The sequence below is a fragment of the Paenibacillus sp. JT22N1 genome (assembly GCF_059692155.1).
In genome coordinates this window covers 151912-176859 of the sequence record NZ_JCAUAW010000015.1, presented here as the reverse complement: position 1 = coordinate 176859, position 24948 = coordinate 151912, and the positions used below count along the sequence as shown (strand labels likewise).

At 45.7% G+C, this 24948-nt stretch carries 26 protein-coding genes and 1 riboswitch; of the genes, 5 read left to right on the top strand and 21 right to left on the bottom strand.

Features of this window, described 5'->3' with window-relative positions:
* Positions 1-242: 242 nt before the first annotated feature.
* Complete coding sequence (locus AC58UU_RS27135; RefSeq protein WP_497320309.1) at positions 243-878, bottom strand: LysE family translocator; 636 nt, start codon at positions 876-878, stop codon at positions 243-245.
* Positions 879-1119: 241 nt separating this feature from the next.
* Here AC58UU_RS27135 and AC58UU_RS27130 point away from each other — a divergent pair, with 241 nt between their 5' ends.
* Complete coding sequence (locus AC58UU_RS27130; RefSeq protein ID WP_497320307.1) at positions 1120-1803, top strand: Crp/Fnr family transcriptional regulator; 684 nt, start codon at positions 1120-1122, stop codon at positions 1801-1803.
* Between the two features lie 137 nt (positions 1804-1940).
* On the opposite strand, the gene mutY is transcribed toward AC58UU_RS27130, so the two are convergent.
* Positions 1941-3065: an A/G-specific adenine glycosylase gene (gene mutY / locus AC58UU_RS27125; protein WP_497320305.1), complete on the bottom strand. Its 1125-nt coding sequence runs from the start codon at positions 3063-3065 to the stop codon at positions 1941-1943.
* A gap of 99 nt (positions 3066-3164) precedes the next feature.
* On the opposite strand from mutY, the gene AC58UU_RS27120 reads away from it, so the two are divergent.
* Entirely contained in the window at positions 3165-3833 is a 669-nt protein-coding gene (locus AC58UU_RS27120; protein ID WP_497320304.1) for a hypothetical protein, read from the top strand.
* Between the two features lie 401 nt (positions 3834-4234).
* The gene (locus AC58UU_RS27115) at positions 4235-4567 is read left to right on the top strand and encodes a c-type cytochrome (RefSeq protein ID WP_497320302.1); all 333 of its coding nucleotides are present in this window, start codon (positions 4235-4237) and stop codon (positions 4565-4567) included.
* Positions 4568-4575: 8 nt separating this feature from the next.
* Here AC58UU_RS27115 and acpS read toward each other — a convergent pair whose 3' ends face one another.
* The gene (gene acpS, locus AC58UU_RS27110) at positions 4576-4962 is read right to left on the bottom strand and encodes a holo-ACP synthase (protein ID WP_497320382.1); all 387 of its coding nucleotides are present in this window, start codon (positions 4960-4962) and stop codon (positions 4576-4578) included.
* Between the two features lie 246 nt (positions 4963-5208).
* On the opposite strand from acpS, the gene AC58UU_RS27105 reads away from it, so the two are divergent.
* On the top strand, positions 5209-6186 hold the full coding sequence (locus tag AC58UU_RS27105; protein ID WP_497320300.1) for an aldo/keto reductase: 978 nt from the start codon (positions 5209-5211) through the stop codon (positions 6184-6186).
* A 66-nt stretch (positions 6187-6252) separates the two neighbouring features.
* Here the strand turns inward: AC58UU_RS27105 and nadE are convergent, their stop codons facing one another.
* From nadE to AC58UU_RS27030, 15 genes are all read right to left on the bottom strand, one after another.
* Positions 6253-7062, bottom strand: a complete 810-nt coding sequence (gene nadE / locus AC58UU_RS27100) for an NAD(+) synthase (protein ID WP_497320299.1) — start codon at positions 7060-7062, stop codon at positions 6253-6255.
* Positions 7063-7233: 171 nt separating this feature from the next.
* A complete protein-coding gene (locus AC58UU_RS27095; RefSeq protein ID WP_029194512.1) occupies positions 7234-7671 on the bottom strand; it encodes a BrxA/BrxB family bacilliredoxin in 438 nt (145 codons plus the stop codon).
* A 121-nt stretch (positions 7672-7792) separates the two neighbouring features.
* Positions 7793-8200 carry a DUF3905 domain-containing protein gene (locus AC58UU_RS27090; RefSeq protein WP_497320297.1) on the bottom strand — a complete coding sequence of 136 codons (408 nt, stop codon included), beginning with the start codon at positions 8198-8200 and terminating at the stop codon, positions 7793-7795.
* Complete coding sequence (locus tag AC58UU_RS27085) at positions 8197-9084, bottom strand: prolipoprotein diacylglyceryl transferase family protein (protein WP_497320296.1); 888 nt, start codon at positions 9082-9084, stop codon at positions 8197-8199. The genes AC58UU_RS27090 and AC58UU_RS27085 overlap by 4 nt, the downstream gene beginning before the upstream one ends.
* A gap of 66 nt (positions 9085-9150) precedes the next feature.
* Positions 9151-10032 (bottom strand): polysaccharide deacetylase family protein, encoded by an 882-nt coding sequence (locus AC58UU_RS27080; RefSeq protein ID WP_497320295.1) that lies wholly within the window; start codon positions 10030-10032, stop codon positions 9151-9153.
* 676 nt (positions 10033-10708) lie between these two features.
* Entirely contained in the window at positions 10709-11695 is a 987-nt protein-coding gene (locus tag AC58UU_RS27075) for a substrate-binding domain-containing protein (RefSeq protein ID WP_497320294.1), read from the bottom strand.
* A 3-nt stretch (positions 11696-11698) separates the two neighbouring features.
* On the bottom strand, positions 11699-13489 hold the full coding sequence (locus AC58UU_RS27070) for a cache domain-containing sensor histidine kinase (RefSeq protein ID WP_497320293.1): 1791 nt from the start codon (positions 13487-13489) through the stop codon (positions 11699-11701).
* Positions 13486-15102 carry a response regulator transcription factor gene (locus AC58UU_RS27065; protein ID WP_497320291.1) on the bottom strand — a complete coding sequence of 539 codons (1617 nt, stop codon included), beginning with the start codon at positions 15100-15102 and terminating at the stop codon, positions 13486-13488. Before AC58UU_RS27065 ends, AC58UU_RS27070 begins: the two co-directional genes overlap by 4 nt.
* Positions 15103-15208: 106 nt before the next feature.
* Entirely contained in the window at positions 15209-16243 is a 1035-nt protein-coding gene (locus tag AC58UU_RS27060) for an ABC transporter substrate-binding protein (protein WP_497320290.1), read from the bottom strand.
* A gap of 62 nt (positions 16244-16305) precedes the next feature.
* Complete coding sequence (locus tag AC58UU_RS27055) at positions 16306-17310, bottom strand: ABC transporter permease (RefSeq protein WP_497320288.1); 1005 nt, start codon at positions 17308-17310, stop codon at positions 16306-16308.
* Between the two features lie 20 nt (positions 17311-17330).
* Positions 17331-18833 (bottom strand): sugar ABC transporter ATP-binding protein, encoded by a 1503-nt coding sequence (locus tag AC58UU_RS27050; protein ID WP_497320286.1) that lies wholly within the window; start codon positions 18831-18833, stop codon positions 17331-17333.
* Positions 18834-19425: 592 nt separating this feature from the next.
* Positions 19426-20112: a PspA/IM30 family protein gene (locus AC58UU_RS27045; protein ID WP_171643108.1), complete on the bottom strand. Its 687-nt coding sequence runs from the start codon at positions 20110-20112 to the stop codon at positions 19426-19428.
* Between the two features lie 3 nt (positions 20113-20115).
* Positions 20116-20571: a PspC domain-containing protein gene (locus AC58UU_RS27040; protein ID WP_497320284.1), complete on the bottom strand. Its 456-nt coding sequence runs from the start codon at positions 20569-20571 to the stop codon at positions 20116-20118.
* A gap of 2 nt (positions 20572-20573) precedes the next feature.
* On the bottom strand, positions 20574-21236 hold the full coding sequence (locus tag AC58UU_RS27035; protein ID WP_029194523.1) for a PspA/IM30 family protein: 663 nt from the start codon (positions 21234-21236) through the stop codon (positions 20574-20576).
* A 43-nt stretch (positions 21237-21279) separates the two neighbouring features.
* Positions 21280-21576: a hypothetical protein gene (locus AC58UU_RS27030; protein WP_497320283.1), complete on the bottom strand. Its 297-nt coding sequence runs from the start codon at positions 21574-21576 to the stop codon at positions 21280-21282.
* Between the two features lie 246 nt (positions 21577-21822).
* Here AC58UU_RS27030 and AC58UU_RS27025 point away from each other — a divergent pair, with 246 nt between their 5' ends.
* Positions 21823-22917 (top strand): metallophosphoesterase family protein, encoded by a 1095-nt coding sequence (locus tag AC58UU_RS27025; protein WP_497320282.1) that lies wholly within the window; start codon positions 21823-21825, stop codon positions 22915-22917.
* Positions 22918-23071: 154 nt separating this feature from the next.
* Here AC58UU_RS27025 and AC58UU_RS27020 read toward each other — a convergent pair whose 3' ends face one another.
* The 3 genes from AC58UU_RS27020 to AC58UU_RS27010 form a co-directional block, all read right to left on the bottom strand.
* Positions 23072-23314, bottom strand: coding sequence for a hypothetical protein (locus AC58UU_RS27020; protein ID WP_497320281.1), 243 nt, complete (start codon positions 23312-23314; stop codon positions 23072-23074).
* A 46-nt stretch (positions 23315-23360) separates the two neighbouring features.
* Positions 23361-23455, bottom strand: a riboswitch (cyclic di-GMP riboswitch).
* A gap of 231 nt (positions 23456-23686) precedes the next feature.
* A complete protein-coding gene (locus AC58UU_RS27015) occupies positions 23687-24181 on the bottom strand; it encodes a hypothetical protein (RefSeq protein ID WP_497320279.1) in 495 nt (164 codons plus the stop codon).
* A gap of 356 nt (positions 24182-24537) precedes the next feature.
* Positions 24538-24948, bottom strand: coding sequence for a barstar family protein (locus AC58UU_RS27010; RefSeq protein WP_497320278.1), 411 nt, complete (start codon positions 24946-24948; stop codon positions 24538-24540).

The window sequence follows — 24948 nt, the reverse complement described above, 5'->3', positions numbered from 1 at the left end:
TAATGCAACAGTGAAAACAGGAGGCAGCCTAAAGATGAACGCCTTAGGGACAGCCCCAAATAATTCATTGGTTCAACGATTTATTTTATCCATCCAGCAATTCACCTTGCTTTTACTAAAAATGTCTAGCGTTGATTAGCAACTATTGCTGCAAAAGTAAGGCCACCAAGCAGTTCTTGAAATCAAAAAGCGACCCCTGAGGGGTCGCTTTTTGATGCGTTCTGTTTATTAGCAAAAGAGAATTATTGAGGAGCCTTGGTTTGAAGCAGCTTTAATCCCATTCCAATAAAGATAACACCCGTTATTTTGTTTAAAACCGTGCCAATCTTTGCGCTTCCTCTTACTTTTTTTGTAAGGTGCGAAGAAAAATAGGCAATAAAGAGACACCATAGCAATCCAGTGAGCGTAAATGTAAGTCCTAGAATGATAAATGGGATAGGACCAGAAGCCTTTTTGTCAATAAATTGCGGGAGAAAGGCAATGAAAAATAAGGAAACTTTTGGGTTCGTAAGACTGGTCACAAGCCCTTGCATATATATTTTGCTTATGTTTTGTTTGTTGGACTCAGCAGCCGCACTAAAGTTTACATTTGATTTATCAAGTAACATTCGAATGCCAAGATAAACTAGATAGATAACTCCAACTATTTTAATGATATTGAATAGGAGAAGTGATTTTGTAAGTATGATTGATAAACCAAAAGCAACTAATAAGGTGTGGATTAAAGAGCCACTGATAATACCATAAACCGAGTAAATACCCGCATTTCTCCCCTGGGAAATACTTCTTCCCACAATATACATGGTGTCAGCACCAGGAATAAGATTCAGAAGAATTCCAGTTAGCAAAAATACCTCATAATTAATTATTCCATACATATTCGCACCCCCTATTTTTTTACGATTTTATCACATTAAAGCAAGTTGTATATAGAAAGATTTTAATTTTTTTCAACTACTAAACCCTCCCCGCTCATCACGCGCTGGAAGTTCTTTACGCAAACACCGGAAAGCTGTACGATATAGACATGGTCAAGCTGTTCCATAGGCAACGTCGCGATATCCTTTCTAAGCCCGAACAGCTGGTCGTTTAATATGGCCGAAATGAGATGAATACCTGGTGAAAACAATCGTTTCTTTACTACAAAATGTCCCCTTATTTCAAGAGCTTTCGGAAGAAGATTTACAGGCAATTGCCCCTTTATTCACAGAAAAAAAAGCAAAAAAGGGCGGAATTCTTTTTTTCGAGGGTGACGAAGGTGAGGAATTATTTCTTATTAAATCAGGTGTCGTGAAAATATATCGCTTGGATGAAGCCAAGGAAATTATTCTAGCTTTGTTTCGTGATGGGGATTTTTTCGGTGAAATGTCCTTGATAGGCAGCGGTCATACTCGGTCAGCAACCGCCGAAACGATGGAGTCTTGTACACTCTATATCCTTAAACGAACGGTATTCACTCAGTTCATGGAGAAGAGCCCTAAACTATGTTTAAAGCTCCTAGAAACCACGATGGGACGACTGCGTCTGGCCAATGATCAAATCTACGACCTTACGTTCTTAGGGGTTCGCTCTCGTATCATGAAGACCATTATCCGTTTATCCGAGCAGCATGGTGTCCCTACACCGGAAGGTCTTCTGATTAATGTAAAACTTACACATCAGCAGCTAGCTAATATGGTTGGCACTGTGCGAGAGTCCGTAACCAAGGTGCTGCAAGAGCTCCTCGACGACGAACTTATACAAATTGATAAAAAGTTAATCACATTAAGAAATGTAGATGCCATTAAGGGCGAGATTCGATGAGAAAACCTCTATCGAGGCCATTCAAGGATGAGCGACCGCGTTTAAATGTAGGTTTTATCGCCAATAAGAAAGCGGTTTTCGGGAACCGAAAACTTATACTTTCTTATGTGGTAAAAAAAAAGAGAAAGCTGAGGAAGTTACTCCTCGTTTCTCTCCTGCCACTCTTTCATAATCCGTATAAAAACGTTCGGAAAAGCGTATTGATCGAGCTCGTCCGGGCCTACCCAGCGATAATGAAAAGGGATCCATTCTCCCCCATGACTTGAGCGGTTCGCGTTACTTAGCTTGGCCCGGTATACTTTCATTTTCCAAACGATATGACTGAAAATATGCTCTGTATCCATAAACCACTCGTTAGGCTCAATACCGATTTGTTCCTGATCCACAAGAGCTTGACGGAGCTCGCTCCTATTATCCTCATCCGAATTCCATCCCTCAGACTTCCAGGCCACATGCGGCAGCTCCCACATACGTGCGAGCAATCCCTCTTGCGGGCGCTGCCTAATCAACCATTTCCCTTCGTTCTCACCCGTACCTTCTATCAAAGCCACTGCACGCAGTTCTGGACGCGGGGGTTTGGCTTTCTTTTTGATGGGCAGGGCTTCTTCCATACCAGCTTCACGCGCGGAGCAATGCGCCATAACAGGGCACGTCAAACAGTGCGGTGAACGAGGCGTACATACCATAGCCCCAAGCTCCATCAATGCTTGATTGAAATCACTTGCTGTACCTTCTAGGATGAGTTCGCGTGCCAACTTCTCCATTTTGGTCCGGGTTGCAGGCTTCATAATATCTTCTTCTATTAGAAAATAGCGCGACAGGACTCGCATAACATTTCCGTCCACGGCAGGTTCTGGTTTATTATAGGCGATGCTGAGGATCGCTCCTGATGTGTATGGGCCGACGCCTTTGAGCGAGGATATCTCCTCTTTATTTTGCGGGACGATACCGTCATAGCGCTCGTGAACTTCTCTGACTGCCGTTTGAAGATTTCTAGCGCGCGAGTAATAGCCGAGCCCTTCCCAAGCCTTGAGCACGTTCTCCTCTGGTGCAGTCGCCAATGCTTCAACCGTCGGAAATTGATCGACGAAGCGATGGAAATACGGAATCACCGTATCTACACGAGTTTGCTGCAGCATGACTTCGGAAATCCATATATAATAAGGGTTTTTGCTTCTTCTCCATGGTAAATCCCGTTTATGCGTTTGGTACCAATCCAATAGATTTTTGGAAAAATAAACTTTCTGTTCTTCGCTGTACATGAGCTCTCCTTCTCTATGGGACACGTTCCAGTTATAATGAATGAATAGACATGTTTCCATTATACGAGAAGTGTGGAACATAAAACTAGAGGTGAATGTATGCAAAACTCAAAACAAACAGATCTGGCAAATACGAATCAACAGGACTTGGAGAATAAAAAGCGGCAGGACTTGGAGAATAAAAGAAAAGCCTGGATCGGTCAAGCTAACGCATTAATCCCGCTTCTGTTCATTTGGGGCGCGGAATGGATGTTCAGCGCGCTTGTCGATGTAGCGATTTATTGGCGCGACTTGGATTGGTTGAAGCAGGCGGCTTTTATCACAGCGGTTGTGGCCAGCTTGATTCAGATATGGAGCCTGCGGAAGGAATTTAGGGCTGACTCTGCTGAAGGCGCGCGTGAAAGAGCACATTCTGCTGCCTCCGGTGGACATGCGGAAGAAAGATCAAGTGTGCGCAGCGGCTGGGGACATCCAGCGCTTCTAGTGCTGCCTGGAGCGATGCTCATTGCAGCCGTTGCTCTGCTCGAGGCCATTGGCGCTGTTAGCCCGCTCTTCGCGCCAGTGCTGCGAGCGTTCATTCTCGCCATCGGGTTCGTGCAGGTTGGACTCCTGCTAGGTAAACCGCTTGTTTATCTTGGCTTGTGGCTGTTCGCTTTGTCTGCGCTGATGGGCGTGTGGTATTTAGGTTACTCCGGTGTTGTGCTGGAAGGAATGGGCGGCATTAGCCTTATTCTAAGCGGGTATATGCTGCGTGTTTGGGGACGGTAAGTGGAATGAGCAGAAATGCAAAAATGATGTAAAAAGCGCATCAAATTCTCGCTTACACCTCCCGTTTCAGAAGAGATCATGCAAAAAGTGCATCTATTACGGCGGAAAGCCTCCATTTCCAGCTATAACATGGGAATTTGATGCACAAATTGCATGATAACTCTTCAAATCAGAAAATAAATGATTATTTGCTGCACTTTTTGCATCTTTCTGGAAATCTACCGCTGCCCACCCTATCCCCCCTTTCTGCCAAGGTTTAATTTACCCAAAAAGGGGTTTAGAGGGACGAGCGTTTGAATTAACCCCAGCATAGGAGGAAGCTCGCTATGGAACAAAGCAAAAAGGCTTGCACTCGCGCAAGCCTGAATAAATATCTAATCGGCGCGCTCGTCATTGCGCCGATGGTTCTAACGCTCGCCGCGTGCGGCGGTGGTACTTCGGGTGGCAGCGCCGCCACGAAGACACCGGCAGCAACCTCGGCAGCCGAGAGCAACCCTGCGTTCGTGAAGGCGCAGGAGCTCTTCACAACGAACAAGTGCATCAGCTGCCACGGCGTTGATCTTGCTGGCAAAGTCGGCCCTAAGACGAATTTGCAAAAGGTCGGCAGCAGATTGAGCAGCGAGCAAATCGCGAACAAGATCAAGAATGGCGGAGGCGGCATGCCCGTCTATAAAACCACGATTTCCGAAGAGGAAATCGGACTTCTATCCGACTGGCTCAATTCGAAAAAGTAGTCGCCGATTTAGACTTTTTCCACGATTGCATAGGCGGCAGCCATCGATTCCGTATGGGTAATACTAATATGGATGCGGTGGCTGCCTATTAGGCCTGCCCGCAGCAGCGCTGCCTCGTTCACATGGCATACCGGTTTGCCAAGTTCATCCGGCAGCACCTCGACGTCTTGAAAGCCAATTTGCTTACCAATGCCGCAGCCAATCGCTTTGACAATGGCCTCCTTAGCAGCAAAACGGCCTGAAGCAAACTCAGCAAGTCGGCCTCGCCGTCTCTGCGCCAACTCTCTCTCCTGAGGCGTCAGAATCCGCTCGAGAAACCTTTCGCCCGTAGAACCCTCTAGCATTTTGCGAAGCCGTGCAATTTCTACTAAATCTGTTCCGACCCCAATAATCATAGACACCTGAGCCCCACTTTTCTTGCAACGTTGTGCGTACAATTTACATGATTCCACGTTCGCGGTCAAGGGGGAGGGAGCTAGACCGTAATTACCCCCTACTCCGTCCGCACTCCCCCTGCTATCCGCTTGCTCCCCCCCAATGCTTACTTCGAGGTAAGTAAGTTACACTATTTTCAGCTCTTCTGCCGAGCCTCGACTAGGGGTATACTGTGTATAGATTTAAAAGCTGGGAGGCCAAACATAATGAGAATCATGCCACTTGAGAAACGTGGAATATCGAATAGCCGAGTCGTCTATGGATGTATGGGAATTGGCGGGGAATGGAATTCGACTCCTTATACAAAGGAAGATATCATCATCGCTGAAAAAGCTGTAGAAGCTGCATTGTCGATTGGCATTACGATGTTCGATCATGCTGATATTTATAGAAAAGGCAAATCCGAGTCTATTTTCGGAGAAATCCTCAAAAAAAGACCTGATCTGCGCGACCAAATCATTCTGCAATCCAAATGTGGAATTCGCCCTAGTGACGGCGTGCTTCCAACTCGCTTTGACTTCTCCAAAAGCCATATCATAAGCTCGGTTGATGGGATTCTGCAGCGTCTTGGCGTGGAACATCTGGATATTCTCTTACTGCATCGTCCAGACCCGCTTATGGAACCGGAAGAGATTTCTGAAGCTTTCAATCAATTGAGATCAGCTGGAAAAGTGCGTCATTTCGGTGTATCCAACATGTCTTCCGCACAAATTCGTTTCATTCAAAATTCATTGCCGGAACCGCTCGTTGTGAACCAACTGGAAATGAGCCTAGCCCGTCTTGACTGGCTGGATCAAGGCATTTCAGTCAACCAAAAGGCCGGCTTGGACACCAATTTCGCAGACGGCATCATGGAGCATTGCCAAATGCAAGATATTCAAATCCAGGCTTGGGGCCCTCTTGCCAATGGGAAGTTCTCTGGCAGCAGTCTAGATGATGCGCCTGAAACCGTAAGACAAACAACGGCTCTCGTACAACAATTAGCCGACAAATATGAAACTAAACCAGAATCCATCGTGCTCGGATGGCTCATGAAGCACCCTGCTCGCATTCAACCGGTTATCGGTACGTCTTCCGCAGAACGCATTGTCGCTTGCAAAGACGCCGTGAAAATATCTGAATCCCTAACTCGCGAAGAGTGGTACGGCCTCTATGTGAGCTCCCGCGGCCAACAGATGCCTTAGGCGTAGTTCACCGAAAACAACCCCCGACCTCTTTGGTCGGGGGTTGTTTTATGTCTTTGCGAAGCCCTACACACCCGGAATCGGGATTCGTTTATGCTCCGTTTTCAAATATTGCTTCTCCAGCTTTTCCTGCACAGCGGGATCAATCTGCTTGCCCTCGAGGTAGTCACTGTTATCTCCGTATGTAATACCCAGCTCATTCTCGTCCGTCTGGCCGTCCCAGAGTCCGGCTGTCGGAGCTTTATCCAACACGCTTTGCGGTACGCCAAGCGTTGAAGCAAGTGAACGTACTTGCCGCTTGTTCAGTGTGCTCAACGGCGTAATGTCGACCGCACCATCGCCATATTTGGTGAAGAAGCCCGTGATTGCTTCAGATGCATGGTCTGTCCCTACAACAATCAGGCCAAGTTCAAAAGCAAGTGCATACTGCATAACCATGCGTGTCCGCGCTTTGATGTTGCCTTTACCGCCGCGGCTCACATGCTGATGAACACCGATATGCTTGAGACCATACTCAACTTCAATAGCGATTTCGTCGACAGCTTCTTCAATATTATTCTCGATTTGATATTTCAAATCGAAAGCTTTTGCCACCGCGTAACTGTCCTCGATATCCACTTGCTGACCGTATGGCTGAAACACACCGACGGTTTTGTACTCTTTGCCCTTTTCGGCCGCCAGCTCGTCCGTCGCTTGCTTGCATAAACCCGCAGCTACAGCACTATCGATGCCGCCGCTGATGGCAATCAGCAGGCCGTTTGCATTCGCACCCAGCACATAGTTTTTCAGAAAGTCCACACGTTTGCGGATTTCTTCATCCACATCAATCTCCGGCTTAACGCCGAGCTTCGCGATAATTTCCGTTTGCAAACTCATGCATCTCTCCACCTTTTCTATAGTTTGAAACCATCGTTCTTTAAGATTTAGTATAGACTTTCATTCCTGAAATTTCAAAGGCAAATCCATCGGACATGAGTCCAAAAAAGAAAAGGCCACCTTTGCAACAACTGCAAGGTGGACCTTTAAACTAATACTTTAAGCTATTTATTATTTGCAGAATTCATTGAAAGCACTAATTAAGTCGCCAGCAATCATATCTGCGGAGCGGTCTTCGATTTGGTGACGTTGAATGAAGTGTGCGAGTTCACCATTCTTGAATAATGCGATGGAAGGGGATGATGGCGGGTATGGCGCCAAGAATTCACGAGCTTTCGCTGTTGCATCCTTCTCTTGTCCAGCGAACACGGTGTATGTGTACGTTGGAAGTGTATCGTTTTGAAGTGCTTTGGCTACACCAGGACGACATTGGCCGGCTGCGCAACCACAAACGGAATTGACGACTAACAGCATCGTGCCATCCTTCGATTTTTCAATCGCTTCTTCTACTTGCTCTGGTGTAAGAAGTTCTGTGATACCCAGACGAGTCAAATCTTCTCTCATCGGTTTAACCATATCTTTCATGTAAGAATCAAAAGACATTGCCATATGTGCCACCCCTTAGGATTTATTAGTTACTCTCAAAACGTAATCGTTACCACTTATATTATACATCCGATAGCCATGAAAGCAAAGTCTTATGTCCCAAATAGAAATAAAGCGAAAGCTTTTACGCTTCCGCTTCATCTTCCTTCTTCTTACTTGAAGCCTGTCCAGGCTCATAGGAAACATCTTTATCCGGATGCGTGAAAATTCCGCTTTGCGGCACGATGCCTTTTTCAAAATAGTCTCGATTCTCGGCGCTTTGGAAACCAACATCCTTAAAAGGATGAACCCATTCATCTCCGGCCATGACCTCAGGGTCTGTCTCTGCCGTCCACTGCTCTAGCGGGGAATTGTTCGATTCATACTCATGATCACCGATAACGACGCCATGCTCATTCACAAAAGCTTCTCGAGGACCGCGCCCCTGCTCGAATTGAGGAAGAAATTCAATCTCGAACGGATCGAGATCGCTTTGGTTCTGATTGCTCTGGTCCTGAGCTGATTTGGCCATCTTATTCTTGTCTGGACTCATGTGGAAGGTCGGTTTGGACCGTCCAGTTTCTTATCAACAAAACCCTCTTTTCCTGCTGGTGTTGCGGCCTTCTCGCGCTCTTGGTTTTGCTGTTCTTGCTGGATTTGCGTCTTCGAATCGTTTTGACTCAATGCACTCAGCTCCTTTCTGCTAGTATTATGTGTCAAAACGGGGAGAAGCATTCCAATGATGAGCATGGATAGAAAAACTAGCTGCGCTAAGCTAAGATACAGCAGTGTCGGTTTAGCAGCAGTAAAAAAGCTAGCCAGCATCCCTACCGAGCCCCCATACAACATCGAATATTTGAGCAGTACGCCTTGTCCAAGCATCTTCTTACGCGGCTCTATAACATGCTGCCAAATAAGCAGTGGCACAAGAAGCAGTGAAATATAAGCATGATAAGGATGGAAACGAGATACCGTACCTTCGACCCCAATGCCCCAAGGTACCGTTGTAGGAAGTCCATATGCGGGAATCAGTGCACAGAATAAGAAAACACAAGCCGTTATTCCAATTGCGATAACATCCATTATAGGTAAGAGTGGAGTTCGATTTTTGTGAATTTGATAGTACATGTAAATACAAGCAATCAGCACACCTAATCCAATCTCCGTGCCCGAGCCAGACACCATGAGCAGCTTTAATGGATTGTTCCACAATAGGGATGGCTGCGTCACAATGATCCCTAGCTTCCAAGTCAACAAAACGATAATAGCACTGTTAAAAATAAGATCCTCAATAGGCTTGGCAATCACGAATTGGGTGTCATTCAATAAACGCTGCGATACCCTCCGGATTAGCCACAGTCCCAGAGCACACGCCAGCAGCAGCGCCAGTAATCTTCCTTGCAGTTGAAACGGTCCAATCTGTAACACATCAGGCATAGATAACGCCAGCCTCTCTCTTTCGACTCTCTTTATCGTAGTCAAAGTAAGAGGCATCTGCAACTGTTAAGGTTCCAAGAATTGAAACGTGAATGAGGATTTCTTCAATTTCTCAAAATGAAAGCCGGCTGCTTGCAGCTTTTTGATCACGATTGGCAGCGCTTCTAAGGTTGTTGTCTTGTAGGTGTTATCGTGCATCAGCACAATAATGCTTTTCTTGCCGCGGCTTGCGCTAAGCACGGAGTCGATAATCATTTCCCTGTCTTGCACAGGAGCAGCCGCATCGGTTGAGCTCACGTTCCAGTCGAAATACTGGTAACCCTCCTCTTTCACTACACTGGCAACTTTTCTCATAATGCCTCTGCCTCCAGGCTTCCAGCTCAAGTGATTATTCGACCCTCCCGGAAATCGCAAAATATCAGGACGATAGCCGACCGTTTCCTCCAAGAGCTGGTCCAACCTACGAACATCCTTCATGAATGCTTCAGGGGATTTATAAATACGATTATAGTCATGCGTGTATGAATGATTCCCTAGGGCATGGCCTTCAGCGACGATTTGCTTATAAAGCGCGCGCCCCTCGTCCGTATCCACGCCGACAACAAAAAAAGTGGCGGTGACACCGAATTTTTTTAAAATATGAAGAATCTTGCTTGTACTCTCAGAGGGACCGTCATCGAAGGTGAGGTATGCAATTTTGCCAGAAGAAGAGACATGTGAAGGTCCCGTGTAGAAATGCTGAGTTTCCACGATTTCGTCTTCTAAGTAAGTCGCTGTGGAAGCTACGGATGTTTTTTCTGTTCCATTTGGTAAAAGTGGAAATGTCTCGATGGATACTGATTTCGGTGCCTTTCCTTTATGTAATTCTGGTATCGAGCATCCAATTAAGCTGGATCCACTCAGAAACATTGTCACAAGTACACCTGTTACCCGAATCATGTTACCCATTCATGTTCCCCCCTGTTGGATCTGAAACCCTCTTCTCCCTCGCGAATAGTCGCTCCATTAGAATCCGTTCTTATTATGGCTTCCTTTGCTTTCGACATTAAACCCAATATTTCCCGGGAAATTTGTAGAAGTGCTGTTTTCTTCGTCTAAATAACATAAATAAGCGCGAAAACCGCGCTTACAGCGAGAGCTATGCGAGCCGAAGCTCGCCCACAGAGTCCGAGAAGCCGGAAATCGACTTCTCGGCAGACTGTCCCGCGCCGTCCGTGCAGAATAAGTGCAGAAAACGCGCTTAACCTGGAGCGCCCGAACAAATAAGCGCGAAAACCGCGCTTACAGCGAGAGCTCTGCGAGCCGAAGCTCGTCCACAGAGTCCGAGAAGCCGGAAATCGACTTCTCGGCAGACGGTCACGCGCCGTCCGCACAGAATAAGCGCAGAAAACGCGCTTAACCTGGAGCGCCCGAACAAATAAGCGCGAAAACCGCGCTTACAGGAAGAGCTATGCGAGCCGAAGCTCGTCCACAGAGTCCGAGAAGCCGGAAATCGACTTCTCGGCAGACCATCTCACGCATCCATGAAATTAAGCTCGGAAAACGAACTTAATCTGCATCGCCCGAATAAATCGAAAAAGCCCCCCACAAGGAGGAGCTTCTTTATAAAACGACTCACAACCTACTATTTCTCAACGAATGGAAACAGCAGCTTTTGATTTTCTCTGGTATACATATTTTCTTTCGTGATAACCTCCGAGCCAGTATCTATTGACACCTTGACGTTTTCCCCACTATAAACCTGAAGTGCTGTTTTCACCGCTAGATATCCCATGTTAAAAGGCTTTTGCACAATGGTCGCTTGCAGAGTCCCAGCCTCCAGGAAAGCTATTTCATTCATCGAGCTATCGAAGCCGACCAGCTTAATGTTATGCTCGGGATCAAGCTCTTTCAACGCCCTCGCAGCCCCTACCGTAGAGACTTCATTCAATCCGAAAATGCCGCGAATATCCGAATGTTCGGCAAGGAGATTTTTCGTTTGCTCATACGCTTTGTCTTCAGAACCATTACTATATAACGTATCTAAAATCTGTATGGAAGGATCATTCTTCAAATGGTCTCGCACCCCATTCTCCCTATCCAGTTGGGTTGTGGATCTCTTGACAAAACTAACGATCGCATAGGTAGCAGGTCCCTGTACATAGCGTCTCATCGCTTCCACTGCTTTGCTCCCTGCCGCATAATTATCAGTTGCAATCAAACTGGTTGAAACGCCGCCTTCGAGACCCGAATCTACGGTAATTAGCTTAATGCCGGAACTAATTACTCTTTGAGCAACAGGCACCAACCGGTTATAATCCGTTGCCGCCAAAATGATGGCTTTCGGCTTCAATGCGATCGCCTCTTCCACCAACTTTATCTGCTCGTCGATGTCTGATTCGGACGGCGTTCCCATCACTTTCACCTCTGTATTGTACTCTTTGGCCGCCGCAGTCACTCCTTGGTTCAAAACCCGCCAAAATTCCACATGAGGATCGATCGTCTTGGGAATGAGGATAAGCGGCCTGTCCTTTGCCTCCATACCCTTTGACACGATGAGATAAGCAGTCGTCATGAGCAGGACCAGTATGACTGCAATAGCTACGTAGCTTGCTCTAATTTTCAACCTCACACCTCAATTCTCACTATCGTTATGGATTGAGGGTATTGCCGGAATACGTACAGTTACCGTCGTGCCCTCTTCTAGCTCACTCTCAAATTGCAATCCGTAAAGCTCCCCGAAATAAAGCTGGATGCGATGATTCACGTTGTGCACGCCGAAGCCTTTGCCTGACTCTGTTTGACGTGTTTTGAGCATCAACGTTTTCAGTTTCTCTTCGCTCATCCCAACACCGTTATCCATAACCTTGAGCTCGATAAGCCCTTCGATCCTGCGTCCTGTGATGCGTATATGACCGCGTTCCGGCGAATGCTTCATTCCATGGTATATGGCATTTTCAACCAGAGGCTGCAAAATAATTTTTAATATTCGACAGCTGAGAATATCCGATTCTACTTCAACCGCGTACGTAAATTTATTCCGATAACGGATGTTCTGAATCGTCAAATAGTTCTGAATGTGCTCCAATTCAACCGCAATTGGTATGAGTTCTTCCCCTTTGCTAATGCTCGAACGGAGGAGTTTGGACAAGGCTGAAGTCATCGTAACCACCTCATCCACCTTACCCATTTCAGCCATCCAAATGATAGAATCCAATGTATTGTACAGAAAATGAGGCTGAATCTGCGCCTGTAACGCTTTCAACTCACTGATTCGTTTGACTTCTTGATCTTGCACAGTTTGGTTCATGAGCTCTTTGATTTTGCTGATCATTAGATTAAAGGTACGTGACAGTTTACTAATCTCATTCGCCCCTTCTACATCGACGCGAATGTCGAAGTTACCTTTCTCCACTTGCTTCATATGCACTTCCAGTTGTTTAATCGGCTTGGTTAGAGTGACCGATAGCAAAATGGAAATCGCCAAGGCAATGATTAACGAGATGCCGCCCCACATCGCAGAAGTCAGCTGCATGTCCTTCTTATTTCCGCTTAGATCTCCAGCGTAGGTAACCCCTACAATTTTCCAGCCAAATTTCGTTGTACGGACGGTATAGATTTTATTTTGCTCTTTTTCTTGCGTATGGAAAGTGCTGTCCTTCGCCTGCAAAAGTGTAGGAATATCCTCTGATTTCAACCCTGAGTAGATAAGCTGCTGCTGCGGATGATAAATCAGATCGCCTGCTTGGTCGAGAATAAACACGTACCCTCTTTGCCCAAGCTGAATTTGATTGCATAGATCATTAATGACGTTATAATTCAGATCGACCAACAGAACACCGCTTGCCGCTCCAGGCAGCGGATTGGGCATTTGCTTACTGATCGATACGACCCATTTGTACTCATCCTTATATAGGTGCTGAACGTGTGAGGGAGAAATGGCCACGTCACCATTGTCTTTACTAGCCTTGCTGTACCATTCTTGCGCAATTAACTCGGCATACGATTTGAAATTTGCATCCATGCGTTCCGATACGATGGCGCCATTGGAGCCCGCAAATACGATGGAAGCGATATCATTCCGAGAAGCAACAATGGCATGAAAATAACTGCTGATCTGACTCGCTAGCTGCACTCCCTCTGCCTCATTCGGGTTTTTCAACGCCAAGTATCGTTTCAAATCAGCATTGCTCAGCGATAGAGCAGATATACTTTCCATGTTACCAATGTAGGTTTGGATATTTTTATTTACCTGCTCGATAAGCTGCTTAGTATATTCCAATGAAGTATCCGTAACAGCCACTGTAGAGAGGCGGTAAGCGCTGTAGCTTAGGATGATGGTCGTGCAAAGAATTAAGCATGAAAACGCCAGTGCAATCTTCGTATGAATGCTTTTGAATTGAATAGGACGCTGCCAGATTCTCATAGGCTCAGCTGACCTTTGTGCGCTGCTCGGAATTCTTTGGGGGTCATGCCTGTATTTCTTTTGAAAATAACGCTGAAATATTGCGGATCACTGTAGCCAACCTTAGCGGCCAGCTCATAGGTTTTCAGCTGCGAAGCAGCGAGCATTTCTTTGGCTTTATCCAAACGGTAACGGGTCACGTACTCGACGAAAGTCTCGCCCGTATGCGGTTTGAACAAAGCGCTGAAATAGCTCATGCTCATATAAATATGATTGCACACCTGCTGAAGCGAGAGCTGTTCGTCTGCATAATTCGCATGAATATAGGCGACCGCGGCTTCCATCTGGGCTTGAGACACTTTGGTTCGTTTCTCAGCCAGCAAGTCCACGAGCGCTAAACAAATTTCCTCTAACCAGAATCGTACATCATCTAAGGTTTTCCTCGCATATAACTGCATAAAAGAATGATCGCCGAGCACCGCTGCTTCTTCGAAACCAGTCTCCACCAATACGTTCATTAAGGCTACGAGCAGTTTATTCAGTTTGCCGTAGCATTTGTCCATCGAGCAGGAGCCCTTCTTCATTTCACTGATCCAATCCTGCAGCGTAAGCGTTACGACTGTCTTTTCACCTGTTTTAATGGCAGAAATCAGCTTTTTCTCCATATGGATGTAACTAAGATTGTCTAGGCTGCTCCCAAATTCCATATCCCCAATCGAAATAATCCGGTTATTCCCGAGCAAAAAGCGGTAATCCAGCGCAGAAAGCGCTTCCTGAAATGCTTTTGGCAACTCTCGAAGATCGCTGTAAGTGCGCCCAATTCCCATCGTAACCGTCATGCTCAAATATTTCTCGATACTGTGCCTCACATGTTCGGCAAGCGTTTGACAGGTCAATTCGATCCTTTCCGAATCGCCAGAAAGCAGTGCGACAAGCTTGTCATCACGCGTTCGGAATACGATGCCGCCTTGTTCTTTCTCCATGATTTCATGAAAAATGTTGTAGGCTGCAAAGCGTAACAACTCCTCCTCAGCCACTGGGTCACTGTGGAACTCACGGTGAAATTCATCAATATCAAGAGCAAGTACAGTGAAACTAGGACCGCTCAAAGAGAGTCCAAACATCTGGAACTTGCGTTCAATTTCATCTCTTCTCATGCAGGAAGTAACTAAACGTTCAAGAAATCGCTCTCGAAGAAGCGGCATGCTCTCGTGAAACTGATGACGGAGAAAGGTGACATCTTCCCGTTGTTTGCGCTCCTCATCCAGCTCCAGCCTTAACTTATGAAGAAATTCGGTAAACTCTGCGGAGTTGATCGGTTTCAGTAAATAATCTTTGACCTTGAGTTTAATTGCCTGCTTCGCATAATCAAAATCCTCGTAACCGGTTACAATAATAACTTTAACATCCCGGTAATTCGCGGCAATTAGCTCTGTCAGTTGAAGGCCGTCCATGAACGGCATGCAAATATCTGTTATGACGGCATCAGGCTGCAGGCTCTCCAGCGCTTCATAGGCATCTCTGCCATTATCGAAATCTCCAACCAGTTGGAAGCCGCAGGCCTCCCAATTCGTCTTCCGCTTGATGCCTTCTCTGACTTCATCTTCATCGTCAATCATGATGATTTTGTACATTATGGGTCACCTCTGGCGAAATCGAATTTAACTCTATGTGTATTGTACACAGCAGTTTCATTAAATGACAATAGAGACTGCCCGTATTGGCGCAGCCTCTTTATTCCTATTCGTAGAGCAGCGGCTTGATATCAGCAGCATCAATGTTCGTTTTGTCGTACCAGTGGAAGCCTGTATCGATCGATTTAGGAACCGTCTCACCTTTAATCGATTGGACGGCTGCTTTCACTGACCAGTAACCGATGCCGATCGGATCCTGTGTAATGGCACCAGCCATCTTACCGCTGCGGATCGCATCCATTTGCTGCTTGCCGGAGTCGTAGCCGACGACGATGATTTTGCCGTCTTTTTTCAGCTCTGTCACGGCATTGATAACACCGATCGCGGATCCCTCGTTTGCGCCGAAGAAGCCTTTAATACTCGGATGAGCTTGGATAATTGCTTTGGCCAAGTCTGTGGACTTGAGTTGATCGCCTCCGCCGTACTGCGTATCAACAATTTTGATATTCGGATATTTCTCTTTGATCCGATTCGTGAAGCCATCCCGGCGATCAATGCCCGTACGGCTCGTTTGGTCATGTACGACAAGGGCGATCTCACCCTCGTTGCCGATGAGCGACGCCATTTTATCAGCTGCCAACGCGGCAGCGGCTTTGTTATCGGTGGCGGCCGTCGTCACCGGAATGTCGCTGTCGACTCCGGAGTCAAAGCCGATGACGGGGATTTTGCTTGCTTTTGCCTTCTCTAGCAGCGGTGTAGCTGCTTTGCTGTCCAGAGCAGCGAAAGCAATGGCTGCTGGTTTTTTACCCAATGCAGCTTGCAGCATTTCAATTTGCTTATCCACTTGCGTCTCCGTCTCTGGACCTTCGAACGTAATTTCTACATTAAACTCTTTGGCGGCTTTCTCAGCCCCCTGTTTGACAGCTTGCCAGAATTGGTGCTGGAAGCCTTTTGAGATTACCGGAATATAAATTTTATCCGATTTGGCCGCCGCAGGCGCCGCTGTTGCTGATGCTGCTGGTGCAGCCGTTGTTGCCGCTGTTTTCGTATCCGTCGTTTTGGCACCGCATGCCCCAAGTACTATTGTCGTTAATAATAATAGCGATGATGCTACCGCAAATTTCTTTGTCCGTTTATGCAATCTCAATCTCCCCTTACGTATAATTTGATGTATGTGACTCCGACTTGGAGTGAATACCGACCTTATTTTTTGCGGCGTCGCATCATATCTGCGTAAACTGCCAGTACAACGACTACCCCAACAATGACCGTCTGCCATTCTTGTTTAACAGATAAGATACGCAGCCCGTTCGTGAGTACGCTCATAATGAGGGCTCCAATAACAGTTCCGAGAATGGATCCTTTGCCGCCGCTTAAGGAAGTGCCACCGATGACCACTGCAGCGATCGCTTCCAACTCATAGCCAGAGCCGAGCGCGGGTTGAGCGGAATTGAGGCGGGAGGCCATCATAATGCCGGCGATACCGCTGAACACGCCAGTCAGCGAGTAGATGACGATTTTCCAATAGTCTACATTAACTCCGGAAAGCCTTGTGGATTCTTCATTGCTTCCTAGGGCAAAGTTATAACGTCCAATGATCGTCCTCGATAAAATAATGCTGGCAATGATGGCAGCGCCGAAGAAAACGAGAATGGCATTCGGAATTTCGAAGCCAGGAATGATTGAATTAAGAATGGATCCCATCGAAATCTGCGAGAATGCCGGCGTATCGTTAAAATAGATCGGCTTCGTCCCTGAGATGACGAGAGAAAGACCCTTGGTCACCATCATCATAGCTAGTGTTGCGATGAATGGCGGAATTTTCATCTTCGCAACGAGAAGCCCGCTGATGAGACCACAAATGCCTCCAGTGGCAATGCCCCCGATAATACCAAGAGGCATTGGTAAATGCCACGTTGTGATGATCACTCCCGCCATCACCGAGGAGAAGGTCATCACGGTTCCGACGGCCAGATCAATACCGGAGGTGATAATTACGAACGTTGAACCTAGAGCAAGCACGCCGATAACGGCTGTTGAGAGCATAATGGCTACGATATTATTGAATTGAAAAAAATTACTGGAAGATACCGAGAAGATAATAACCAGCATAATCAAGCTGGCGAATGCCAGCAGCTTCTGTGCCGCGCCGGTTTGACCTGAAATCGTGGGCACTATTTTTTTACGTACAAGCCATGTTGACATCATGATTCCTCCTAAGACATCCGCTAACTGATTCGCATCGTGGCGTATTTCATAATCGCTTCCTGGGTGGCGTCCTGTTGACGAAGCTCACCGGTAATTCGTCCTTCGCACATGACCATGATGCGATGGCTCATTCGCAATATTTCGGGCAGCTCGGACGAAATCATAATGATCGATTTCCCCTGTGCGGCTAGCTCATCCAGCAGCTTATAAATCTCTGTCTTCGCGCCAACATCGATACCTCGAGTAGGCTCATCGAAGATGAGGATATCGCAGTCCCGCAGCAGCCATTTACCGATAACGACCTTCTGCTGATTGCCGCCTGAAAGAAATTTAACTTGCTGATGAATGCTCGGCGTCTTAATTTGAAGCGCTTCCACAAAATGTGAAGCTGACTGATCAATTTTGCCGTCGTGCATCCACCCGAATAGACGTCTCGCTTTGCGATAAGAGGCAACGGCGATATTCGTCTTCACGTCCATCTCCACCATGAGCCCATAACGTTTACGATCCTCTGATAAATAACCGATTCCATGCTTCACGGCATCATGCGGGGCTGTGATCTGAACCTTGTGCCCATGGATGCGTATGTCGCCCGAATCAATAGCATCTGCGCCGAAAATGGCCCTCGCTACTTCGGTACGACCGGCTCCCATGAGACCTGCGAAGCCAAGAATCTCGCCTTTTGCCAAATGAAAGGTGACATCCTTCACGGAAGAACCGCGGTTCAGATTCGTAACCTCGAGCACTCTTGTCTCTGATGCATCGACGGTAATCTGCTGAGTGCTGACATAAAGTTCGCGACCAACCATCATCGCAATGATTTGATCAATGGTCGTATCTTTCGTCTGCACAGTATCGATATAGCGACCGTCACGCATGACGGTGATGCGATCGGTAATTCGCTTCAACTCTTCCATCCGGTGAGAAATATAGACGATGCCTACACCACGCCCGCGCAGCTGTTCAATAATTCGAAAAAGCTCTTCGATTTCCGCATTAGTAAGTGCTGCCGTCGGCTCATCCATGATGAGCACTTCCGATTGAAATGACAATGCCTTAGCGATTTCCACCATTTGCTGCTTGGCGACTGTTAGCTCCGATACCTTTGTGCGTGGATCGAGTTGGAGATTCATTTCGCTCAGCAGTTGCTGTGCCTGATCGTTTAGCTTCCGTTCATCGATGAACAGTTTGATTCCCTTCCTCGGCTCTCGCCCAATAAATATATTTTGCGCAATCGTCAAATCCGGCATTAAGTTCAACTCTTGATGAATCATCGAGATACCTAGCTGCTGAGCCGCTCTCGTATTGGGGATATTCACTTCCTTGCCTTTCAAGATGATTCGACCTTCATCTTTCTGATAGACACCCGTGGCGATTTTCATTAGCGTGGACTTTCCGGCGCCGTTCTCGCCAACAAGCGCGTGCACTTCACCGGCTGCCAACTCCAGACGACATTGATGGAGGGCGTGCACACCAGGAAAATGCTTCTCAATTCCTTCCATCCGGACCAGAGCTTCACTCATAACCTCACCTCGTGTTCGTTTTAACATTTCGTGCTTTGCTTTAACCATTCGTACTTATGTGCTTATTCTATCTGCTATCTGCTGGAAAAAGAGTGGATAAATCTCTTCAAAAAAGTTGAAAATCTTATGATTTTGAAAATCATAAACGATCAGAAACAAAAAACAATTGTTCCAAATAGTGTTGTATTTTGTGCAACATTATGAAGCCAAATCGGCGTAATCCCCGCTAATGTTGCAAAAAATACAACAATTTCAGCCAAAAACAGCTCTATTGGATGAAAAAAGGCTAAATTGTTGTACATCATACAACATCTATAGTTGGGCGAGAAAAAAGCACCGAAATTGTTGTACGTTGTACAACTTTCCCACCACCCTCTCCTAATTCCCCTTCTTCATTACTGGAACCCTGTAGCCTGTGATCTATAACCCGCAACCAGAAAATAAAAAGCAGAAACCAAAACACAAAACCAGAAACCAGAATATAAAACTAGAAACACCAGAAACTAAAAAACTAATAAGTCGAATCATTCCCTAATTTGCGAACACAAAAAAGCCCCTCACAAGGAGGGGCTTCTCGATCAAACACAGTTCATTACTCAGCTTCTTTACCGTTTAATTTCTCTTTCAGCAGATTCAACTGCTCATCAACTTTGGCTTGCTTTGCAACATCAACAGGTGTGTAGCTGCCTACTGAACCTGCTGGTACGTAAGGCTTGCGAGCAATTTCCGCTTCAACTTCCAGTTGGATAATTTTCTCTTCCATACGTTGGAAGCCGCGGGATGCGTTGCCGCTCTCGATGACACCATTGTAGGATACTTGTGCCATTTGTTTTTTGGCTTTAGCCAGTTGAGCACGGGACACAAGCTCGTTGCGTTTGTTACGCAGTTTGTAGAACTCGTCTTTCATTTCGTGCAGCTGCTGTGTTAGCTCATCTGCATGTGCTTTTGAAGCGGCATATAGATCTGTGTACTCAACAATTTTATCTTCGTGGTACAATTTTTCTTCAACGGCTTGGCGAGCGATAGCCTCTTGGCCATTTTTGATCGCTGCGGAAGCTTTTGCTTCGCGGTCAGCCACGAGACGAACAGACTCTTCCAGACGTTGTTTCAGCTTGCGCTCATTGGCGATTTGTCTAGCAACAGTAACTTCAGCTTGCGCGATTTCTTGCTCCATATCCCGCAAATATTGATTCAACATAACAATCGGATCCTCAATTTTATCCAATACCTCGTGAATTGATGCTTTTGTCATGTCCTTCATTCTTGTAAATACTCCCATGGTTTACACGTCTCCTTTTTTAATATCAATTGGTTGTTGTTCAAAGCGAGCGACTTTGGCTCTTAGTTCTTCTACTTCTCTTTGTAGAGCTTTCTTTTCAATGTCTTTCATCATCTCGTCGATGTTGTTTACTTTCCCAGCGTCGTATGGAGCATTGTAGCCCGGATGTTGTGGCGCATGGTTAGGGTGCGGCTTGTGAGTGTTCCAAGCACCGCCATTATAGCCTTGACGGCCATATGAGCTGGCATAGGGATCAAATGGAGGCTGATCGTACCCAGGTTCCTTCGGAATGACAAGCGCAGCTACAAAGTAGATGAAAATGACCGTTCCTCCGGTGAAGATTGTGGTGATTACTACTAACAAACGTAATAGCGTTGCATCTACATTCATGGCCTCGGCGAGTCCGCCGCATAGACCAGTAACTTTCTTATCTCTTCGTGAGCGGTAAAGTTTGCTCATGATTATTTGGCTCCCTCCTGCTGCAGTCTGTTTCTCAGGGCTTCCATTTCAGCATCTACGGCCGGGTTGCCCCCGCTATAGTAGCTTTCGCGCCCCATTCGTCTTACATCGCGGAGCGTTCTGGCATGAAGCTCCATATCGGATACGCGCTCTTCCAAGCGACCGAACATCCGTGGTGTCGCATCCTGCGCCACACTGCTGCGAGCATGCAATCTTTGCTGCAACCTTGCGGACTCCATTCGCGCTAAGTAGTAGCTGCGTTTGTCTGCCACTTCTTTGTAATCGGCTTTTAGCTGCTGCAGCTCTTCATCCAAATCAAGGATTGACTGCTTCGCTTGGTCGTACAATTCATGATACTGCTCGCTTTTCTCTTCAGCTTGCAGCTTCTCTTGAAGCACGATCCTTGCCATATGTTCTTCGCCGGCCTTCAGAGCTAGCAGCGCTTGATGCTCGCGCTTCTCTTTGGTTTCCAGCGCCGTCAGATATTGCTGCCGGAGTGAAGCTGCGTGGCTTACGCATTGCTGATACAGTCTCTCGGACTGTTGAAGCTGCTCACGCTGCGCTGCTAAGTACTGGTCAATCAAGCGGACCGGGTCTTCCGATCGCTCCAGATGTTCATTCAGTGTCGCTACGGTAATGTCTCTCATTCGCCTAAATAGGCTCATCTCTCATACCACCTTTTTCACTCTCTGTATTCGTTTCATTCCATTACACCGTTCTTCTTGTCAACATCGAAACTCCGTAACCTATCAACCCAATCGCCAGTAGAATGATGATCCAACCAGCTAATTTACCAATCAGGATGATACCGCCAAGCCCTGCAATAATCCAACCGATTTTGCTGCCGTTCTGTATGCCTACATAACCAAGGCCAACCATTCCTATTGGAATCAAGTATCCCATCACCGAGCCAATAAAAGGTCCCATGTGAACGCCTAGCTTATTTAACAGAATCAGTGCACCGAATGCGATTAGCAGAGCGGCTAAGCCCGTATTTCTTTTCATCGTTTCGTCACCGCCTTTCGTTGTTTGCTGTGTTGTTTGCTGTGCTCTTGTTCATGTCTTTATTTTAGGTAAAAACGAAGCTTTCCAAAACGGACTAACGACGGTATTTGTTCCTAGACCTTAGTCGGGGCGCATCTAAGACCTGTGTCAGGCAAAAACAGTGTTTATACGACAGACATATTGGTTAAATACTTAACAAACTTGGTAACTCACGCTTTTAGCATGGAAAAGGAAGGATTATCTTATATGAAACAACGAATACGAACATTAACTATACGCATCCTGTTATCTGCCTTATTCCTTCTATTACTCCCAACATATGCTTGGGAAGCAACGGCGATAGCGCCTGTTTCGGAATCATTTAAGGCGGATATTACTAATAAAGAGCCCCTGCCTATGGTAAAACTCTTTCGTACTATTCCCAAAAAAACGTCCACAGCAAGTAAAGAACCACTCTTTTCTTTTTCCGTGCTAAGCGACGTACATGTGGGTGCAGAAGATGAAGATTCACAAAAGCGCTTCCGTACGGCTTTAGCCGATCATCGTCTAATTCGACCTGAGAGCAAACTTATGGTACTAAATGGTGACCTCAGCAATGGCAACGAAGCAGATAATCGGAGTCTAGTCAGCATTATGAGCGAACACACCTTACCTCCCGTTCATGCAACGATTGGTAATCATGAGTATTATGGAATGTGGCAAACGGAGAATGGCGGTCAGGATACCAGCAAGCTGAATCCGAAATGGACAAGCCAAAAGGCAATAGACCTATTCCATCAGATGTTTAACTATGAAAAGCCCTACCATGAGCTCGTGATGGATGATTATCACTTTCTATTTCTTGGGGGTGAATTTTATCGCGATGTGGATCCTAACGTGAAAGAGGATGCCTATCTATCCACTGAACAACTTACTTGGTTTCAGGAAAAGTTGAAGACAGTTGCGGCTGCAGCGCCGGACAAGCCTATCTTCGTCTTCCTGCATCAACCGCTCGTTCATACCGTGGACGGCTCGGATCAAGAGCTTGGAGTTGTACAGCATGAAGAGCTTAGGGCGATTGTGAATGCATATCCGAATGTTGTGTTCTTCAGTGGACATACCCACTGGAATTTAGAGACTACTAAGCAGATTAAACAGCTGGAGTTCCTTGCGGTATCTAGTGCCGCTGTCCACGAAATTTGGAATTCGAATAATGAGCCTGAAGGCAGCGCGGCTAGCCAGAGCATCGTTGTGGACGTTTATACGGACCGTATTGTGATTCAAGGGCGTGAACATTCGGAGAAGAGATGGATTGAGCCGGCATTTGTGAAGCGTTATGAGGGGAATAAAAAAACTACCTAACGAGGCCGCAAGGTAGTTGATCATTTATATACATCGTTCAACTAAAGAAAATATCACACTATTCCGAGCAGTTTTTGTAATCGAACAAAATCCTTGGCACGTTTGCTGCGGGTCGAATGTATTGTGCGGAAAGATGGTAATTGAGACAACTCTTTTATGAAGCAAAAAAAGTTTTGTCCGGAAAACCGTCTCCCTCTGCATAACATCTTGCAATAGCTGAAGCAGCCTTCATGAACATATGGTCTTTGGTAGTACCCGGAACTCTCTCTAGCTGCCGAAATTCTTCATGAACTATATTAAATTCAATTTCACCCAAACTTTCTTCTGTTGGACCAAATTTGTATATGACCTTTTCGGCATCGTCGAACACTTTAATAAGCATAAGATATGTTGCCATTTTGGGACCCTCCTTCCTTTTTTGGCAATAAAAAAACAAGCCCCTAAAGAGTAACCCGGCTATCGTCCCATGACATATGACTCATGGCTTAGACCCGTGGCTTTGCGTCTCCACCTTTCGATGGATTTGCCTTTGTTCATTATTGCTTGATATTAGGTGTGTTTCACTCATTATTGCTAGTCGTAAAGAACTAACTATTTCCATGGTATTCCATAAAATAATGAAATTCAACATATTTCTACAAAAAAGAGGCACCTACTACGCAAAGTGTGTGATTTCATACAAAAAAGGCCAACCAGAGTACTGGTTGACCCATAAGGTAAGGCAATTTTCTTAAGTTATTCATACTCTTCTAATAGAGCCTATTATCTATTACTCTAATCTCTTCGAAGTTCCTGTCACTAAATCAATCTCAAATATCTCTTCTGGAATCCCTAGTTCCTTTGTCGTGAATAGAGAATAACGATTTGATGCACTTGATGGCTTCATGATTCCCCAATTATTAACCTTTTTAATTCCAAGTCCCACAAACTTATTTGTATGAATATCAACAGGGATGCTCATTTCTTCCCCAGTGGCAGCACTTTTTACATAAAGTCGCGCATGACTGTTTTTTTGAAACACATTAATTAAATCAACTCGATACTCATATTTATCATCCCTAGTAATTTTCAATGAATCACTTGTAATTTTTTCGGTTAACCACCCCTGAGTGCTAACACTTTGAATTAAATAGACTGAAAGAATTATAAGTAATATCATTCCAGAATAGAATCCTGCAAGAGCTACCCCACTGGATGGAACCCACCTTTTTATTAGCATTCGAATAGATAATATTGTAATAGCGAGAGAAGGAAGCCCCGCCATAATTAATGTTACAGTACCACGAGATCCAAAGATCGCTGAAAATTTGCTGTTGTTCCAAACAGAAACCATCCAAATGATATAACACTAAAAATGGTTACTAACAGCCACAGAATCTTTAACCATTGATGCATTTTTCTTCAGCCCTTTCATGTGAAATCTTAGAGGTTCAACTGGACAAGCTTATGCATTAGCCATCCATAAATTCATACGGGGCTGATGAGGGTTAAGTTGGATTGAACTTAGCCGACCGATTCATTCGGCACTGGGTGGGGGGGGGGGGGGGGTAAAAGAAAGACCTTGGAGGTGTTACCCTCAAGGTCTTCAGTAATAAGATTTTTAACTTTTCGTAATGGTAGTTAATTAACTAGATAAACCATAAATGATTTAGCTTTTCCTTCAACCACTACCTCAATCACTTCATCCTGCCAAAAAGGCAAAATAACATCCTTCAAACCTGAAATTATTTGACTTTTAACATTAGGTATATCCTTAATGAACCAATTATAGTTATCTATAATTAGTATAATTCTATCCTCTTCTATCCACTCTAAATCTCTCATCCAATCATAATATCTATCAATACTGTCAATGCAAGAAGTCGGAAATCTAAACTTACTTTGTATCTCGGTAATATAGTCCCCCCAAGATCGTGTATTAATTCCATCAATTTCAACAATAAACACTTCATCATTAGAATTAAGGTTCTTTTTCAATACTACAATTTCCTCTTTGTTAACATTCAATATCTCATTGTTAATTTCACTCAT

Coding starts and splice junctions, on each gene's coding strand:
- AC58UU_RS27135 (WP_497320309.1), bottom strand. CDS start 878: ATGTATGGAATAATTAATTATGAGGTATTTTTGCTAACTGGAATTCTT.
- mutY (WP_497320305.1), bottom strand. CDS start 3,065: ATGTACAGCGAAGAACAGAAAGTTTATTTTTCCAAAAATCTATTGGAT.
- AC58UU_RS27120 (WP_497320304.1), top strand. CDS start 3,165: ATGCAAAACTCAAAACAAACAGATCTGGCAAATACGAATCAACAGGAC.
- AC58UU_RS27115 (WP_497320302.1), top strand. CDS start 4,235: ATGGTTCTAACGCTCGCCGCGTGCGGCGGTGGTACTTCGGGTGGCAGC.
- acpS (WP_497320382.1), bottom strand. CDS start 4,962: ATGATTATTGGGGTCGGAACAGATTTAGTAGAAATTGCACGGCTTCGC.
- AC58UU_RS27105 (WP_497320300.1), top strand. CDS start 5,209: ATGAGAATCATGCCACTTGAGAAACGTGGAATATCGAATAGCCGAGTC.
- nadE (WP_497320299.1), bottom strand. CDS start 7,062: ATGAGTTTGCAAACGGAAATTATCGCGAAGCTCGGCGTTAAGCCGGAG.
- AC58UU_RS27095 (WP_029194512.1), bottom strand. CDS start 7,671: ATGGCAATGTCTTTTGATTCTTACATGAAAGATATGGTTAAACCGATG.
- AC58UU_RS27090 (WP_497320297.1), bottom strand. CDS start 8,200: ATGAGTCCAGACAAGAATAAGATGGCCAAATCAGCTCAGGACCAGAGC.
- AC58UU_RS27085 (WP_497320296.1), bottom strand. CDS start 9,084: ATGCCTGATGTGTTACAGATTGGACCGTTTCAACTGCAAGGAAGATTA.
- AC58UU_RS27080 (WP_497320295.1), bottom strand. CDS start 10,032: ATGGGTAACATGATTCGGGTAACAGGTGTACTTGTGACAATGTTTCTG.
- AC58UU_RS27070 (WP_497320293.1), bottom strand. CDS start 13,489: ATGAGAATCTGGCAGCGTCCTATTCAATTCAAAAGCATTCATACGAAG.
- AC58UU_RS27065 (WP_497320291.1), bottom strand. CDS start 15,102: ATGTACAAAATCATCATGATTGACGATGAAGATGAAGTCAGAGAAGGC.
- AC58UU_RS27055 (WP_497320288.1), bottom strand. CDS start 17,310: ATGATGTCAACATGGCTTGTACGTAAAAAAATAGTGCCCACGATTTCA.
- AC58UU_RS27050 (WP_497320286.1), bottom strand. CDS start 18,833: ATGAGTGAAGCTCTGGTCCGGATGGAAGGAATTGAGAAGCATTTTCCT.
- AC58UU_RS27045 (WP_171643108.1), bottom strand. CDS start 20,112: ATGGGAGTATTTACAAGAATGAAGGACATGACAAAAGCATCAATTCAC.
- AC58UU_RS27040 (WP_497320284.1), bottom strand. CDS start 20,571: ATGAGCAAACTTTACCGCTCACGAAGAGATAAGAAAGTTACTGGTCTA.
- AC58UU_RS27035 (WP_029194523.1), bottom strand. CDS start 21,236: ATGAGCCTATTTAGGCGAATGAGAGACATTACCGTAGCGACACTGAAT.
- AC58UU_RS27030 (WP_497320283.1), bottom strand. CDS start 21,576: ATGAAAAGAAATACGGGCTTAGCCGCTCTGCTAATCGCATTCGGTGCA.
- AC58UU_RS27025 (WP_497320282.1), top strand. CDS start 21,823: ATGAAACAACGAATACGAACATTAACTATACGCATCCTGTTATCTGCC.
- AC58UU_RS27020 (WP_497320281.1), bottom strand. CDS start 23,314: ATGGCAACATATCTTATGCTTATTAAAGTGTTCGACGATGCCGAAAAG.
- AC58UU_RS27015 (WP_497320279.1), bottom strand. CDS start 24,181: ATGGCGGGGCTTCCTTCTCTCGCTATTACAATATTATCTATTCGAATG.
- AC58UU_RS27010 (WP_497320278.1), bottom strand. CDS start 24,948: ATGAGTGAAATTAACAATGAGATATTGAATGTTAACAAAGAGGAAATT.